The following is a 15,840-nucleotide window of genomic DNA, read 5'->3' on the forward strand; positions in this document are numbered from 1 at the left end:
TGCAGATGAGCGAGCGCAACCCGCACGGCTGGCCGATCTGGTACGAACTCGTCACCGCCGATGCCGAGGCGGCGGCTGCTTTTTACCAGCCGATCTTCGGCTGGTCGATCGGGCCGAAGCCCGCCGGAGATGTCGACTATCGCATGATCGACACCGGGCATGGCCATGTCGGCGGGCTCCTGTCGCTCACCGATACGATGGCGGGGGCTTGCGCCAAGCCGGGCTGGCTTTTCTATGTCGGCGTTGACGATGTCGACGCGGCCGCCGCCACGGCGGCCGATCTGGGCGGGACCATCCTGAAGGCGCCGCGCGACCTGCCCGATGTGGGGAGATTTGCGCTGGTCGCCGATCCGCAGGGCGTTCCCTTCTACGTCATGCGGGGCGCGGTCGAGGGGGCGAGCACCGCCTATGACCGGATGGGAATGGGCAAGGGCAGCTGGAACGAGCTGGCGACGCCTGACCAGCCCGCCGCCAACGCCTTCTATGCCGCCCTGTTCGGATGGGACTTCCCCGACCGGATGCCGATGGGGGAGATGGGCGACTACATCTTCCTGGCGGCGGCCGGGCAGATCATCGGCGCTACCATGCCCCGGCAGCCGGGGGGACCGGCGGGCTGGCAATTCTACTTCCGCGTGCCCGACATCGACGCGGCGGCCGAGCAGGTCCGCGCGGGCGGCGGGGCGGTCCATTTCGGCCCGCAGGAGGTGCCGGGCGGCGAGCGGGTGATCGTCGCCAGCGATCCGCACGGCGTGATGTTCGGCGCGGTCGCGCCGGCAGGAGGCAAAGCGTGACGACACCCAAGATACAGCCCTGCCTCTGGTATGATGGCGATGCCGAGCAGGCGGCGGAATTCTACGCGGCGACCTTCCCCGATTCGCATGTGACGGCGGTCCAGCGCGCCCCCGCCGATTATCCGGCCGGACATGCGGGTGACGTGCTGACGGTGGAATTCACCGTGCTCGGCATGCCGTTCCTTGGCCTCAATGGCGGACCTGCCTTCCGCTTCGACGAAGCGGTGTCGTTCCAGATCGCGACCGAGGATCAGGCGGAGACCGATCGTTACTGGAACGCGATCGTCGGCCATGGCGGGCAGGAAAGCGCGTGCGGCTGGTGCAAGGACCGGTGGGGATTGTCCTGGCAAATCACGCCACGCGCGCTGACCGAAGGAATGGCCGATCCGGATCGGGCCGCCGCCAGGCGCGTGATGGAGGCGATGATGACGATGGGCAAGATCGACGTGGCGGCGATCGAGGCGGCGCGGAGAGGCGACAATGGCTGATACTCAGGAACTCTCGGTCACCGCGCTGATCGAGGCTTCTCCGGCGGAGGTGTATCGCGTCTGGATCGAACGACTGGCGGAATGGTGGTGCCCGCGACCGTGGATGACCGAGGTTGTGGCGATCGATCCGCGACCCGGCGGGGTGTTTCACACGATCCTGCGCGGCCCCGAGGGAGAGGCGAACGACCTGATGGGCGTGTTCCTCGACGTGGTGCCGGGCGAGCGGATCGTGACGACCGACGCCTTCGGTCCCGGTTGGGTGCCGCAGGTGCCCTTCATGGTCGGACTATGGACGTTTGCGGAGGAGGGGGACCACACGCGCTACACCGCCACGGCGCGCCACTGGAACGCGGACACGCTGCGCCAGCATGAGGCGATGGGATTCCACGACGGCTGGTCGCAGGCCACGGCGCAGCTCAAGGCGCTGGTCGAGCGCGGCAAGGCGGGCTGATTCCGCCTGACGCCTGCGATCAGGCCGGCTGAGGCCCCCGCGCGCCCGTCTGCCACAGCACGAAAGCGTAGGTGTCGGCGGTCTCGCGATCCTGCTGGTCGCGGGTCGAGCCGATGCCGTGCCCGGCATCGAAATCGACGCGCAGCAGGATCGGCTTCCCCGAACTGGTCGCGGCCTGCAGCCGCGCCGCCATCTTGGCGACATGGAAAGGGGCGACGCGCGGATCGGTGACCCCGGTGGTCAGCAGGACAGCCGGATAGCGCGTCCCGTCCTTGACCGCATGATAGCTGTCGATCGCCTTGAGCCAGCGATAGCCCTGCGGATCGCCGATCGCGCCCCACTCCGGTTCCTCGCCGAAGCCGTTCTGTTCGACCACGTAGCGCAGGGGATTGGACCAGCCGACCCCGCTCACCACCGCCGCGAACAGATCGGGCCGCTCGGTCAGCGCCCGGCCGACCGTGATCCCGCCCGCCGACCGGCCGTTGATCGCGAGGTGCTGCGGGCGCGTATAGCCCTTGGCGATGACGTCCTGGCAGACGTCGATCAGGTCGCGCCAGGTGTTGGGTTTGTTGGCATGCTGGCCGGCCTGATGCCATTCGCGCCCATATTCGCCGCCCCCGCGCACGTTGGCGTAGCCGACCACCGCGCCCTGATCGATCAGCGCAAGCTGGCGCGCCTGGAAAGCGGGGGTGTAGGCGGCGGCGCCATAGGAGCCGTAGGCCGATATGTAAGTCGGGGCGGTGCCGTCACGCTTCAGCCCCTTCTTGTGGATCAGCGTATAGGGAACCTTCGTCCCGTCACGCGCGGTCGCGAAGGCACGGTGCGCCTCGTAGCCCGAAACATCGATCGGGGGACGCGGGGTGAGGCCCGTGTCGGCGACCCGGCCAGCCGCGTCGACCGACCAGATCCCGGTCGGGGCGAGCCAACCGGAAAGCGACATGAGCAGCCCCGGTTCGTCCGGTTCGGCATACAGCGCGCCGATGGTGCCGTCGAACGGCAGCGCGATCTCGGAAACCGTGCCATCGAACGCAAGCTTGCGCAGGCGGCTGATGCCGCCGTCCATGATCCTGAGATACAGTGCGTCCTTGGCGCGGGCGATCTCCTCGATCACCTGCGGTCCCTGGCGCACCAGCTCGGTCGCGCCGGCGAGATCCGGCTTCGCGGCGGAGGTGCGGAGGATGCGCCCGCGCGGGCTGCCCTTATTGGCCAGCAGGTAGAGGTCGTCGCCGACCAGGACCGATCCGGTCACCTCGTCTTCGAAGCTGGTCACGGGCGTCCAGCGCGCCCGTCCCGCCAGCACGTCGGCGAGCGGCGCCACCGCGAGGCGATATTCCGGACGCACGTCGGCCAGGATCAGCATCGCATAGGGTGATCCCGGCGCCGTCTGGATGAAGGGCATCTGGATCCGGTCGTAGGCGACGGCCGGATCGAGCCCGCGCTTTATCAGGATCGGATCGGCGGCCGGATCGGCGCCGAGCCGGTGGAACCGCGCCTGCCCGTCGAGATAGCGTTCGGGTGTGCTCACCTTGCCGGTGAGCTGGGTGTAGAAGAAGCCCGTGCCGTCCTCGATCCATTCCGGGGCGGCCGATTGCGTGTTGGCGATGGTTTCGGGCAGGTCCCGGCCGTCGGCGACGGTCAGGACATGAAGCACCGAATCCTCGCTCCCGTCCTTCGACACACCGTAAACGACATGCGTGCCGTCGGGCGACGCCTTCCACCAGTCGAGCGAGAAGTGGGCCGCGCCCGCCGCGCTCATCGCGGTCGGATCGACCAGGGTTCGCGTGCGTCCGCCCTCGCGCACGAACAGCTTGAAATTGTCCGCGCCGGCCGGCCGCTGCTTAAAGAAGATCCGCCCGCCCGCGCGTTGCACGTCGGCGGTCGAGACGACATCGCCCGACAATTGACGGATGCGGGCGAGCAAGGCCGTGCGCCCCGGCAGCCGATCGAGCATCGCGCGGGTATGCGCGTCCTGCCCGCGCAGGAAGGGCAGCCACGCCGGATCCTTGTCGTTTTCCATCCAGCGATAGGGATCGACCAGCGTTTCGCCGAAATAGGTGTCGCTGACCGGCGCCACGCGGGCCTTCGGCGCGGGCGGGACCGCCCCTATCCCTGCCTGCGCCCGGGCCATGCGCGGCAGCGCCGTCAAGGCGAGCGTACCGCCCGTTCCGGCGAGCAGGCATCGCCGGCTGATCGCGATCGTCATCCCCCGTTTCCTTCCCCCCAAACGAAACGGGCGGAGCCTAGGCCCCGCCCGCGTAGAGGGTCAATCTGTCGTTCGGATCAGGAGATCGTCGCGGTCACGATCTTGCCGGGCGCGCGCGGCGGCTCGCCCTTGGGCAGCGCGTCGACATGCTCCATGCCCGACGTCACCTGACCCCAGACAGTGTATTGACGGTCGAGGAAGGTGGCGTCGTCGAAGCAGATGAAGAACTGGCTGTTGGCGCTGTCGGGGTTCGACGCACGCGCCATCGAGCAGACGCCGCGCACGTGCGGCTCGGCGTTGAACTCGGCCTTGAGGTCGGGCTTCGACGAGCCGCCCATGCCGGTTCCCTTCGGATCGCCGCCCTGCGCCATGAAGCCGGGAATGACGCGGTGGAAGATCACCCCGTCGTAAAAGCCTTCCTTGGTCAGCTCGACGATCCGCGCGACGTGGCCGGGCGCCAGATCGGGGCGCAATTTGATCACCACGTCGCCGCCACCGCCATTGCCGGTGTCGAGGGTGAGCGTCAGCGTATCGTCGGCCATGAATTCTCTCCTGAGTGGATGGCGCGCACCTAGGCGCTCGCGCGTCGCTTCGCCAGTGCCGGCGCCGATCGGCCGGTCAATCCGCCGGGCGATCGGAAACCATGAGCGCGATCGTCGGCGCGCGGGCGTCCGAAAGCTGGATCCAGTGACGGCCGGGCTTGAGATCGAACGCGACGATCTTGGCGATGCCCGAGCAGGCCGGGCCGTGGCGGTGCGCGACCGATTCGAGCCGCGTACCCCCGCGCACCACGTCGATCCAGGCGCGCTGGCCAAGCGCGATCCGATAACGCCCCGCCTTTGCGACCTGCAGCGCATAGAAACCGCCATAGGTGCCGGCGGCCGGCGTGCGCGCCAGCGCGGGAACGAAGCGCACCGTGCCCGCCGGCTTGAGCGCGAGCGTCGCCGGACGATTGATCGATGGCGCCGTCGCGCCGCCTTTGCCCCATTGCCCGAAGCCCGCAACCATCTCCTGTCGGATGCAGACCGGATCAGCCTGGGCGAGGACCGGCATGGGGGTGAGCAAAGCCGCTGCTGCCAGCAGGCGCCTCATATCAACTTGATCTCGCGCAGGCGCTGCAGGAGGTAATCGTGCGCGGTGATCGGATCGGGATATAGATTGGGCCGGTCGGGACCGATGCACTGAGGCAGCGTCTCGATCAGATAATCCGGCCTGAAATGGAGGAAGAAGGGCATCGAATAGCGCGCATGACCGCGCCGTTCGGGGGCGGGGTTCATGACGCGGTGCGTGGTCGAGCGCAGCAGGTTGTTGGTCAGCCGCTGGAGCATGTCGCCGACATTGATCGCCAGTTCGCCCGCCTTAGGCTGGACCGGCAGCCAGTTGCCGTCGCGGTCGAGCAGCTCCAACCCCGCTTCCTCCGCGCCGAGCAGGAGGGTGATCGTATTGATGTCCTCATGCGCGCCGGCGCGGATCGACGGGCCGTCCGCCCCCATCGGCGGGTAATGGAGCAGGCGGAGCACGCTGTTGCCGTCGGCGACGGTGTCGGCGAAGAAATCGGGCGCGAGGCCCAGATAGCGCGCGACGCCCGCGAGCAGCCGCGCCCCCGCCGCGTCGAGCGCGTCGAACAGCGCCAGCTCCGCCGCGCGGAAGCCGGCGACCTCCTCGGGCCACACGTTTGGCGCCATATATTCGGCGAAGCGATGCCCCTCGGGCAGCTCGCGGCCGATATGGTAGAATTCCTTGAGGTCGTGCGCGGTCGCGCCCTTGGCGGTCTCGATCCCGAACGGCGTCAGACCACGCGCGCCGCCGGTGCCCGGCAGATGGTAACGCCGCTTCACCTCCTCGGGCAGCGCGAAGAAGGCGCGGGCCTTGGCCTCGGCCTCCGCGATCACCTCCGCCGGCACGCCATGATCGGACACGATCGCGAAGCCGTAGCGCGCGAACGAGCCGCCGAGCGCCTGCGCGAAACCGTCCGGATCATGCGCGTCCTGCGCGAGGCTGACGGTGGGAACGACAGGGCGATCGAGAGTCGTGGCCATGGATGTCCGCTAGCAGTTTCGGCGTCCGCGCGACAGATTTGCCCGGCGCTCAGATTATAGAGGGCGCTGCGGCGATCCCGTGCGTGGCGATCATTTCTTGAACAGGCCGCCCAGCAGACCGCGCAGCAACTGGCCGCCGAGCTGACCCGCGACCTGGCGTCCGACCGAGCTTGCCACCGATCGCGCGGCGGACTGGATCATCTTATCGGTCAGCGTGGGCTTGGCCGCTTCGCGCGCGGCGGCGGCACGCGCGCGTTCCTCGGCGCGGGCCTGCGCCTCGGCGGCACGTTGCGCCTCGCGGTCGCGGCGGGCCTGTTCGGCGGCGTCGAGTTTGGCCTGACGCGCGGCCTCCCTGGCGGCATCGGCCTGCGCCTTGGCCGCGACGGCCTCGGCCGCCGCCTTCTCCGACGCGGCCCTGGCGTCGCCTGCCTTGGCGGCGAGCAGTTCGGCCGCGCTCTCCCGATTGACCGGCTGGTCATATTTGCCCGCGACCGGCGAGGTCGAGACCATAATCGCGCGCTCGCGGTCGGTCAGCGGGCCGACGCGCGCGCCCGGTGGGCGGATCAGCGTGCGGGCGACCGGGCTTGGGCTGCCGTCGGGCTGGAGCAGCGAGACGAGCGCCTCGCCCACCTTCAGCTCGGTGATCGCGGTCGCGACGTCGACGTCCGGATTGGCGCGGAACGTCTCGGCCGCGGCCTTGACCGCCTTCTGCTCGCGCGGGGTGAAGGCGTTGAGCTTGTGCTGGACCCGGTTGCCGAGCTGGCCGGACACGTCGTCGGGCACATCGATCGGATTCTGCGTGACGAAATAGACGCCGACGCCCTTGGAGCGGATCAGGCGCACCACCTGCTCGACCTTGTCGACCAAAGCGGGCGCGGCATCGTCGAACAGCAGGTGCGCCTCGTCGAAGAAGAAGACGAGCTTCGGCTTCTGCGGGTCGCCGACCTCGGGCAAGGTCTCGAACAGTTCGGACAGGAGCCACAGCAGGAAGGTGGCATAGAGCTTCGGCGCGGCCATCAGCCGGTCGGCGGCCAGCACGCTGATCGTCCCGCGCCCGTCCTCCGCCACCGTCATCATGTCGGCAATGTCGAGCGCGGGCTCGCCGAAGAAGCCGTTGCCGCCCTGCGCCTCGAGCTGGAGGAGCTGGCGCTGGATCGTGCCCACGGTCGCGCGGGTGACGTTGCCATAGCGCGCGGACAGATCGGCGGCGTTCTCCGCCGCCCAGACGAGCATCGCCTGCAGATCGGCGAGGTCGAGCAGCAACAGCCCCTGTTCGTCCGCGACCTTGAAGACGAGGCTGAGCACGCCTTCCTGCACCTCGTTGAGGTTCATCAGCCGCGCGAGCAGCAGCGGCCCCATCTCGCTGATCGTGGTGCGGACTGGATGGCCGGACTGCCCGAACAGGTCCCAGAATATCACCGGATTGTCGCGATAGGCCCAGTCGGTCTCGCCGATCTCGGCCGCGCGCGCCTGGAACGCGGCATGCGTCGGCGCGGTGGGGGAGCCCGGCATGGCGAGGCCCGACAGGTCGCCCTTCACGTCGGCGACGAAGACGGGGACGCCCGCCGCGCTGAAGCCTTCGGCGATGCCCTGCAGCGTCACCGTCTTGCCGGTGCCCGTCGCGCCGGCGATCAGCCCGTGGCGGTTGGCGCGGCGGAGGTTGAGCTCCTGCCGCGCGCCGTCCGTCGTCGCGCCGATGAAGAGGCCGGTGTCGCTCATCTCACGCCTTCGGCGTCAGCCGGAGCAGCTTGCCGCCCTGCGCGTCCTCGACCAGCCAGAGCGCGCCGTCGGGCCCCACGGCGACATCGCGGATCCGCGCGCCCATGTCCCACCGCTCCGCCTCGCGCGCGGTCGTGCCGTCGAAGGCGATCCGGACGAGCGCCTTGCTCACCAGCCCGCCGGTCAATGCCGATCCGCGCCACTGCGGGAACAGCGCGCCGCGATAAAAGCTCAAGCCGCCGGGCGCGATCACCGGGTTCCAGTAGAGCGCGGGCTTGCGGAAATCGGGGCGCGCATCGGGCTTGGGAATGGGCTTGCCGTTATAATTCTGGCCGTAGGAGACGGTCGGCCAGCCGTAATTCGCGCCGGGGACGATCAGGTTGAGCTCGTCGCCGCCGCGCGGGCCATGCTCGATCTCCCACAGCCGCCCGGCCGGATCGAAGGCGAGCCCGTAGGGCGTGCGGAAGCCCGACGCCCAGGTTTCGGCCGGCGCGAGATTGGGGCCGGGCAGCGCCACCATCGTCTTGGCCGCGGTCTTTTCGGCCTCGGTATCGGACGGCGGGGCGAACAGGGGCACCGTGCGCGCGCCCTGCTTGCCCGGCTGCGGATTGCCGGGGGCGGGCTTGCCGTCCAGCGTCAGGTGCAGGATCTTGCCCAACTCCGAATTGGGGTCCTGCGCCGGGGTGAAGCGCTGCCGCTCGCCGACCGTCAGGAACAGGCTCTTGCCGTCGGGCGCCCAGGCGACCACGCCGCCGAGCTGCCCGCCCTTGCCGCGCGGCAATTGCCGCCACACCACCTTCAACCCGTCGAGCCGCGCCGTGCCCTGACCGATCACGAGCGTGGCGCGTGCCAGCGCCAGCCCCGAATTCTCGCCCTCCGGCTCCGCATAGGTCAGGAAGATGTCATGCTTTGCGGCATAGGTGGGCGACACGTAGACGCCGAGCAGCCCCTGCTGCCCCTGGTGGAGAACGGGCGGAACACCCGTCACCTCGACCTTCATGCCCTTCTGCGTGACCAGCCACAGCTTGCCGACCTTTTCCGTGATCAGCATGCGCCCGTCGGGAATGAACGCGATTTTCCACGGCAGGTTGAATTCGGCCACCGGCGTGACGTCGAACGGGCGCTGGGCGGCAGGCTTGCTATCCCCGTAATTGACCTGCGCCGACCCGCAGGCGGGCAGCAGCACCGCGGCGGCGGCAGTCACGAAAGTCAGGACGCGCAGGGACATGGGGAAAGGCTCCAGCCGGAAGGACCCGGCCAGGATAACGGCAGGTTGCGCGCGCCGCCAGCGCCGTTGGCGCGGATCAGGCGGCGAGCGAGAGCCGTTCGGCCCGCCGCGCGCGCATCACGGCGAGCCCGCCGTCGAGCGGATCACGCGACGGCAGGAAATAGCGCCCGGTGGCGGACAGGAAGCGGCTGTAGCGGCTCTTTGCGGCCATGCGGCGGACGAACATCTGCTGGTGCGCGGGGTCGCGTAGCGCGGCAATATGGCGTCCGGTCAGGATAACACCGCTCCACCCCCCGAGTAGGAGCGCGGCATCGCCGACGAACGAGCCCGCCATCGCCGCCCAGGCCGCGCGCTGGTCGGCGGTCGCGTGCGGCTCCTGCCAGCCGGCGCACAGCGCCGCTTCCCACGAGACATGGGCGTGCTGGCGCTGAAGTTGCGCCATCAGCGCCTGTTCGCGCTCGTCGCTGGGGGAAAAGCCGGCATGCCCGGCCTCGCCGTCGATCACCGTGCAACGGCCATTGTCGGCGATGTCGAGCGCGGCCGCGTTGACGCCGTCGTCGAGCAGGATGATCGCCCAGCGGCCGGGCTGCGTGAAATCGGGCATGGGGCCGCCGAAGCTTTCGAGCCGGCCGGTGCCGCTGCCGATCAGCGACCAGGCGGTCGCGGCAACGTCGTTGAGCAGCACTACCGCGCCCCCGAACATGGCGGCGAGGCCGGAACGGGAAATGGTCCAGCGCGATCGCGCGATCGGGATCGCGTCCCCGGCGGGGGGCGCCGCCACCGCCATCACGAATTCGCTGCCGCGCAACGGAATGCCTTCCTCGCGTTCGTAGGTCAGCAGTGCGTCGGTGAAGGTGGGATGCCGCTCGCTCGACAGCGTCCGGACCGATTCGATCCGCGCCGCGCCCGGCATAGCCCAGCCGAACCGGACGACACCCGCGGTGGAGGCGTCGGCCAGAATCCATCTCCCTTGATCGGCCATCTCCGCGGCGTCCCTCTTCGTTCGAAGCGGCCGCTATGGGGCGTTGGTCCTACCACCGCGTTAACGCTTCCACCGGCGCGGCTTGCGAAGGACGCGCATCGGGATTATGTACGGTGTGTCTTCCTCGACATTGGTAACTCTGCCGGGGCCGGGCCCTCGGGGCGCCGGCGCGAAGGCGCTTGAGGAGTTTCATGGTCGACATCGCGGCAGTCACGAAATTGATCGAACCCGAGGCGAAGGCGCTCGGTTTCGCGCTCGTGCGCGTGGCGATGTTCGGCGGCAGGACCGATCCGACGCTGCAGATCATGGCCGAGCGGCCGGATACGCGCCAGCTCGATCTGGCCGATTGCGAGGCGTTGTCGCGCCGCGTGTCCGAGGTGCTGGATGCGAGCGATCCGATCGAGGAAGCCTATCGGCTGGAAGTGTCTTCCCCCGGGATCGACCGCCCGCTGACCCGCGCGCAGGATTTCGCCGACTGGACGGGGTTCGACGCCCGGATCCGGCTGGCCGCGCCGCTCGACGGGCGCAAGCAGTTCGACGCGCGCTTGCTCGGACTCGAAGGCGACACGGTGACCGTGTATGCCGAACGGGTCGGCGAGATCGCGATTCCCTTCGGTCAGATCGCCAGCGCCAAGCTGCTGCTGACCGACGACTTGATCAAGGCCACCGCGCCGCTTTCCACCGAGGGCGCGGACCGGATTTCACAGGAAGGATGAGTTAAGAGACATGGCCACCGCCGTTTCCGCCAACATGGCAGCGCTGCTCGCCAGCGCCGACGCCGTCGCGCGTGAGATGCTGATCGACAAGGCGATGGTGATCGTGGCGATGGTGGCCGCGATCCTGCGCGCCGCCACGGCGCGCTACGGCGCGGAGAACGACATCCGCGCCAAGATCGACACCAATGCCGGCGACGTCCGCCTGTGGCGCGTGGTCGAGGTGGTCGAGGAGGTGGAGAACTACTTCACCCAGGTGTCGGTGGGCGACGCGCAGAAGCTGCAGAAGGGCGCCGCCGTCGGCGACTTCATCGTCGATCCGCTGCCCAATATCGAATTCGGGCGCATCGCCGCGCAGGCCGCCAAGCAGGTCATCTTCCAGAAGGTGCGCGACGCGGAGCGCGAGCGCCAGTATGACGAATTCAAGGACCGCGCGGGCGAGATCATCGTCGGCACGGTCAAGTCGGTCGAGTTCGGTCACGTCGTGGTTAACCTGGGTCGCGCCGAGGGCGTGATCCGCCGCGACGCGCAGATCCCGCGCGAGGTGCTGCGCAAGGACGACCGCGTCCGCGCGATCATCCTGAAGGTGGTGCGCGAGAATCGCGGGCCGCAGATCTTCCTCAGCCGCGCGCACCCCGATTTCATGAAGAAGCTGTTCGCGCAGGAAGTCCCCGAAATCTACGACGGCATCATCGAGATCAAGGCGGCCGCGCGCGATCCGGGCAGCCGCGCCAAGATCGGCGTGATCAGCCGCGATTCCTCGATTGACCCGGTCGGCGCGTGCGTCGGCATGAAGGGCAGCCGCGTCCAGGCGGTGGTGCAGGAATTGCAGGGTGAGAAGATTGACATCATCCCCTGGTCGCCCGACACCGCGACCTTCGTCGTCAATGCGCTCCAGCCGGCCTCGGTCAGCCGCGTGGTGATCGACGAGGAGGAGGAGCGGATCGAGGTGGTCGTCCCCGACGACCAGCTTTCGCTCGCGATCGGCCGGCGCGGCCAGAACGTGCGGCTGGCGAGCCAGCTCACGGGCAAGGCGATCGACATCCTGACCGAGGCGGACGCGAGCGAGAAGCGTCAGCGCGAATTCGTCCAGAATAGCGAGACGTTCCAGAACGAGCTCGACGTCGACGAGACGCTCGCCCAGCTGCTGGTCGCCGAAGGCTTCTCGACGCTCGAGGACGTCGCCTATGTCGAGCCGGAGGAACTGGCCGGGATCGAGGGGCTCGACGAGGAGATCGCGTCCGAGCTGCAGAGCCGCGCGGCCGAGGCGATCGAGCGGCGCGAGCAGGCGGCGCGCGAGGAGCGCCAGTCGCTCGGCGTCGAGGATGCGGTCGGCGAACTACCGTACATCACCGAGGCGATGATGGTGACGCTCGGCAAGGCGGGCATCAAGACGCTCGACGACGTGGGCGACCTGTCGACCGACGAGCTGATCGAGAAGCCGCGCGCCGAGCCGCGCCGCCGCAAGGAGGGCGCGCCCGCGCCCAAGCCCGACAAGGGCGGCGTGCTCGCGGGCTATGGTCTGTCGATCGAGCAGGGTCAGGAGATCATCATGGCCGCGCGCCAGGCCGCCGGCTGGTTCGGCGACGAGGAAGTCGCGAGCGCGGAGGCCGAAGCCTGATGCCCTTCATCCGCATCGAACTGTCCGGCTCCGCCACCAAGGAGCAGAAGTCGCAGATCGTGGCCGACGTGACGCGATCGATGGTCGAGCGGCTGGGCAAGTCCGCCGCCGCCGTCCAGATCGTGATCGCCGAGCATTCGACCGAGAATTACGGCGCGAACGGCATCCTGATCGCCGACCGTGCGCCGCCTCCCGTACAGGAGGTCGCGAACGCGAATGGCGGACAATGATCAGCCCGAGCTGAACCACGAAACAGCGTCCCCGCCCGCCGGCGAGGGGAGCGAGCGCACCTGCGTCCTGTCCGGGCGAAAGGCGTCGCGCGACGACCTGATCCGGCTCGCGCTCGCGCCGGACGGGACCGTCGCGCCCGACGTGCGCGCCCGCGCGCCGGGACGCGGGGCGTGGATCGGGGTCGACCGCGCCGCGCTGGAGGAGGCGATCGCCAAGGGGCGGCTCGCCAAGGCGCTCAACCGCGCGTTCAAGACCGCCGTCACCGTGCCCGCCGACTTGGCCGACCAGATCGAGCGCGCGCTGGAACGCGCGGCGCTGGACCGGCTGGGGCTGGAGGCGCGCGCCGGCCAGCTCGTCACAGGCGCGGAGAAGATCGCGGACGCCGCGCGCAAGGGCACGGTCGAGTTGCTGCTCCACGCGCGCGACGCCGCCGCCGACGGCACGCGCCGGCTCGATCAGGCGCTGCGCACGGGGCTGGGGGTCGAAGGTTCGGACCTCAGGGGACTCGCAATCCCGGCGACGCGCGCCATATTGTCGATGGCGCTGGGACGCGAAAATGTTGTACATCTCGCGCTGATCGCGCCGGCTGCGGCCGCGCGCGTCAACCAGGCGCTTGGCCGGTGGCGCGGCTTCATTGGACTGGATGATGGGCCATGACCTTGCGGGCCGTCGCAGGGCAATTTCGGCGCATGGAAGATTTTTGAGGGTTCGGGTTACTAGATGAGCGATAACGACAAGCCGAAACTGGGTATGCGCGCGCCGCTCGGCGTTCGCCGTACGGTCGAGACGGGCAAGGTGAAGCAGAGCTTCAGCCATGGCCGTTCGAACACGGTGATCGTCGAGACGAAGAAGGCGCGGGTGCTGCGCCGGCCCGGCGACCCCGCCCCCGAAGCCGAAACGCAGGTGGCGGAAGCCGCCGCCCCCGTGACGTCCGCGCCAGCGCCCCAGCCGGCGGCGCCCGCCCCGGCGCCGCGCCCGGCTCCCGCCGCGCGTCCGATGACGCCGCTCGAGCGGCGCGAGCAGCAGGAGCGCCTGCTGCGCGAGGCCGAGGAAGCGCGCATGGCCGCGCTGGAGGAGACGCGCCGTCGCGAGGATCGCGAGAGCCGCGAATCGTCCGAGGAAGAGCGCCGCCGCGTGGAGGAAAATCGCCGCGCCGCCGAGGAGGCCGCCGCGCAGCCCGCCCCGGTGGAAACCGCCGCACCCGAAACGCCCGTCGCCGAGGTTCCGGCGCCCGTAGAGGAGGCGCCCGCCGCCGTCGCCGCCGAGGCCCCGGCCGAGCAGGCGCGCCGTCCCACCGCCCCGCCGCCGCGCCGCTTCACCCCGGTCGTTACCAAGCGTCCGGAAATGCCGGCGCGTCCCGCGCAGCGCGACCGCAAGACCGACGACCGCCGCCAGTCGGGCAAGCTGACCGTCACGCGCGCGCTCGACGACGATGCGGGCGGCGCGCGGGCGCGTTCGCTCGCCGCGCTGAAGCGTGCGCGCGAGAAGGACAAGCGCGCGCACCAGTCGGGCCCCGCCGCGAAGCAGGTGCGCGACGTGCAGGTGCCGGAGGCGATCACCGTCGCCGAACTCGCCAATCGCATGGCCGAGCGGACCGCCGACCTGGTGAAGGCGCTGTTCAAGATGGGTACGCCCGTCACCGCGAACCAGACGATCGACCAGGATACGGCCGAGCTGCTGGTGAGCGAATTCGGCCATAACATCCGCCGCGTTTCGGAATCGGATGTCGACATCGTCACCGAAACCGACGTCGACGCCGGCGACACGCTCCAGCCGCGTCCGCCCGTCGTCACGATCATGGGCCATGTCGATCACGGCAAGACCAGCCTGCTCGACGCGCTGCGCGGCACCGATGTGGTCGCGGGCGAGGCCGGCGGCATCACGCAGCATATCGGCGCCTATCAGGTGACGCAGAAGGACGGGTCGAAGATCACCTTCCTCGATACGCCGGGCCACGAGGCGTTCAGCGAGATGCGCGCGCGCGGCGCCGACGTGACCGACATCGTCGTGATCGTCGTTGCCGGCGACGACGGCATCCGTCCGCAGACGATCGAGGCGATCAACCACACCAAGGCGGCCGAAAAGCCGATGATCGTCGCCATCAACAAGATGGACAAGCCCGGCTCCAATCCGCAGCGGGTGCGCGAGGCGCTGCTCCAGTACGACGTCCAGGTCGAAAGCATGGGCGGCGACGTGCAGGAGGTCGAGGTCTCGGCGCTTGCCAAGACCGGTCTCGACGAGCTGATCGAGAAGATCCAGCTCCAGGCCGAATTGATGGAGCTGACCGCCAACCCCGATCGCGCGGCGGAAGCCGTGGTGATCGAGGCGCAGCTGGACAAGGGCCGTGGCCCGGTCGCGACCGTGATCGTCCGGCGCGGCACGCTCAAGACCGGCGACATCTTCGTCGTCGGCGCCGAGAGCGGCAAGGTGCGTGCGCTGGTCGACGACAAGGGCAAGCAGGTCAAAACGGCCGGTCCGTCCTTTCCGGTCGAGATCCTCGGTATTTCGGGCGTGCCGCATGCGGCCGACCAGCTGACCGTGGTGGAGAATGAGGCGCGTGCCCGCGAGGTCGCGGAATATCGCGCCGGCGTGATCCAGCAGAGGCGCACGACAGCGGCGCCCGCCAGCCTGGAATCGATGTTCTCGGCGCTGCGCGACAAGCAGGCCCAGCAATATCCGGTGGTGGTCAAGGCCGACGCGCAAGGCTCGGTCGAGGCGATCCTCGGCAGCCTCGCCAAGATCGGCAACGAGGACATCCAGGTCCGCGTGCTGCATTCGGGCGTGGGCGGCATTACCGAGAGCGACGTGACGCTTGCGGCCGCCAGCCGCGCGCCGATCATCGGCTTCAACGTCCGCGCCAATTCCAAGGCGCGCGAAATCGCCACGCGGGACGGGGTCGCGCTCAAATATTACGACGTGATCTACGACCTACTCGACGAGATCCGCGCCGCGATGGCGGGGCAGCTCGGTCCCGAATATTTCGAGACCGTGGTCGGCCGCGCCGAAGTGCGCGAGGTCTTCTCCGCCGGCAAGCATGGCCGCGCGGCGGGCCTGCTCGTCACCGAAGGCTATATCAAGAAGGACCTGCGCGCGCGCCTTACCCGCGACGACGTCATCATCTACAACGGCAAGATCGCCTCGCTCCGTCGCTTCAAGGACGACGTGGCCGAGGTTCGCGCCGGGCTGGAATGCGGCGTCACGCTGGAAGGTTCGATCGACGTCCGCGCGGGCGACTTCCTCGAGACGTTCGAGGTCGAGGAACGCGCAAGGACGTTGTAACGGCTGAGGGCGGACGCGCGTCCGCCCTAATCACCGTCGCCCCTGCGCAGGCAGGGGCCCATGGCTGTTCGAACGGGCATTGCTTGTGATGGCAG

The 15,840-nt window shown here is 69.2% G+C and carries 15 protein-coding genes; 8 read left to right on the forward strand and 7 right to left on the reverse strand.

Translation table 11 applies throughout. The features are described from left to right. Positions 1 to 5 precede the first annotated feature (5 nt). Genes ACOJSF_RS12590 through ACOJSF_RS12600 form a run of 3 tightly spaced genes read left to right on the forward strand, consistent with a single transcriptional unit; the run spans position 6 to position 1,730 of the window. Entirely contained in the window at positions 6 to 791 is a 786-nt protein-coding gene (locus ACOJSF_RS12590) for a VOC family protein (RefSeq protein WP_420142546.1), read from the forward strand. Continuing rightward, entirely contained in the window at positions 788 to 1,279 is a 492-nt protein-coding gene (locus tag ACOJSF_RS12595) for a VOC family protein (protein ID WP_420142547.1), read from the forward strand. Before ACOJSF_RS12590 ends, ACOJSF_RS12595 begins: the two co-directional genes overlap by 4 nt. Continuing rightward, positions 1,272 to 1,730 (forward strand): SRPBCC family protein, encoded by a 459-nt coding sequence (locus ACOJSF_RS12600; protein ID WP_420142548.1) that lies wholly within the window; start codon positions 1,272 to 1,274, stop codon positions 1,728 to 1,730. The genes ACOJSF_RS12595 and ACOJSF_RS12600 overlap by 8 nt, the downstream gene beginning before the upstream one ends. 19 nt (positions 1,731 to 1,749) lie before the next feature. Here ACOJSF_RS12600 and ACOJSF_RS12605 read toward each other — a convergent pair whose 3' ends face one another. The 7 genes from ACOJSF_RS12605 to ACOJSF_RS12635 form a co-directional block, all read right to left on the reverse strand. Beyond that, positions 1,750 to 3,933, reverse strand: a complete 2,184-nt coding sequence (locus ACOJSF_RS12605) for a prolyl oligopeptidase family serine peptidase (RefSeq protein ID WP_420142549.1) — start codon at positions 3,931 to 3,933, stop codon at positions 1,750 to 1,752. A gap of 77 nt (positions 3,934 to 4,010) precedes the next feature. Further along, the gene (locus ACOJSF_RS12610) at positions 4,011 to 4,475 is read right to left on the reverse strand and encodes a peptidylprolyl isomerase (RefSeq protein ID WP_420142550.1); all 465 of its coding nucleotides are present in this window, start codon (positions 4,473 to 4,475) and stop codon (positions 4,011 to 4,013) included. Between the two features lie 76 nt (positions 4,476 to 4,551). After that, a complete protein-coding gene (locus tag ACOJSF_RS12615) occupies positions 4,552 to 5,025 on the reverse strand; it encodes a hypothetical protein (protein ID WP_420142551.1) in 474 nt (157 codons plus the stop codon). After that, the gene (locus ACOJSF_RS12620) at positions 5,022 to 5,972 is read right to left on the reverse strand and encodes an isopenicillin N synthase family dioxygenase (protein ID WP_420142552.1); all 951 of its coding nucleotides are present in this window, start codon (positions 5,970 to 5,972) and stop codon (positions 5,022 to 5,024) included. The genes ACOJSF_RS12615 and ACOJSF_RS12620 overlap by 4 nt, the downstream gene beginning before the upstream one ends. A gap of 90 nt (positions 5,973 to 6,062) precedes the next feature. After that, on the reverse strand, positions 6,063 to 7,691 hold the full coding sequence (locus ACOJSF_RS12625) for a helicase HerA-like domain-containing protein (RefSeq protein WP_420142553.1): 1,629 nt from the start codon (positions 7,689 to 7,691) through the stop codon (positions 6,063 to 6,065). A gap of 1 nt (position 7,692) precedes the next feature. Then, entirely contained in the window at positions 7,693 to 8,919 is a 1,227-nt protein-coding gene (locus ACOJSF_RS12630) for a PQQ-dependent sugar dehydrogenase (protein ID WP_420142554.1), read from the reverse strand. A gap of 76 nt (positions 8,920 to 8,995) precedes the next feature. After that, positions 8,996 to 9,901: a glucokinase gene (locus tag ACOJSF_RS12635; protein ID WP_420142555.1), complete on the reverse strand. Its 906-nt coding sequence runs from the start codon at positions 9,899 to 9,901 to the stop codon at positions 8,996 to 8,998. 191 nt (positions 9,902 to 10,092) lie between these two features. Between ACOJSF_RS12635 and rimP the strand changes: the two genes are divergently transcribed. The 5 genes from rimP (at position 10,093) to infB (ending at position 15,745) form a co-directional block, all read left to right on the forward strand. Next, complete coding sequence (gene rimP / locus ACOJSF_RS12640) at positions 10,093 to 10,617, forward strand: ribosome maturation protein RimP (RefSeq protein ID WP_420142556.1); 525 nt, start codon at positions 10,093 to 10,095, stop codon at positions 10,615 to 10,617. 10 nt (positions 10,618 to 10,627) lie between these two features. Then, positions 10,628 to 12,235, forward strand: a complete 1,608-nt coding sequence (nusA, locus tag ACOJSF_RS12645) for a transcription termination factor NusA (protein WP_420142557.1) — start codon at positions 10,628 to 10,630, stop codon at positions 12,233 to 12,235. Further along, the gene (locus ACOJSF_RS12650; protein WP_420142558.1) at positions 12,235 to 12,465 is read left to right on the forward strand and encodes a tautomerase family protein; all 231 of its coding nucleotides are present in this window, start codon (positions 12,235 to 12,237) and stop codon (positions 12,463 to 12,465) included. The genes nusA and ACOJSF_RS12650 overlap by 1 nt, the downstream gene beginning before the upstream one ends. Further along, positions 12,452 to 13,123: an RNA-binding protein gene (locus ACOJSF_RS12655; protein WP_420142559.1), complete on the forward strand. Its 672-nt coding sequence runs from the start codon at positions 12,452 to 12,454 to the stop codon at positions 13,121 to 13,123. The genes ACOJSF_RS12650 and ACOJSF_RS12655 overlap by 14 nt, the downstream gene beginning before the upstream one ends. Positions 13,124 to 13,186: 63 nt before the next feature. Then, positions 13,187 to 15,745 carry a translation initiation factor IF-2 gene (gene infB / locus ACOJSF_RS12660; protein WP_420142560.1) on the forward strand — a complete coding sequence of 853 codons (2,559 nt, stop codon included), beginning with the start codon at positions 13,187 to 13,189 and terminating at the stop codon, positions 15,743 to 15,745. The last annotated feature ends 95 nt before the right edge of the window (positions 15,746 to 15,840 follow it).

It is taken from the genome of Sphingomonas sp. (assembly GCF_048594985.1).
Lineage (GTDB): Bacteria > Pseudomonadota > Alphaproteobacteria > Sphingomonadales > Sphingomonadaceae > Sphingomonas_I.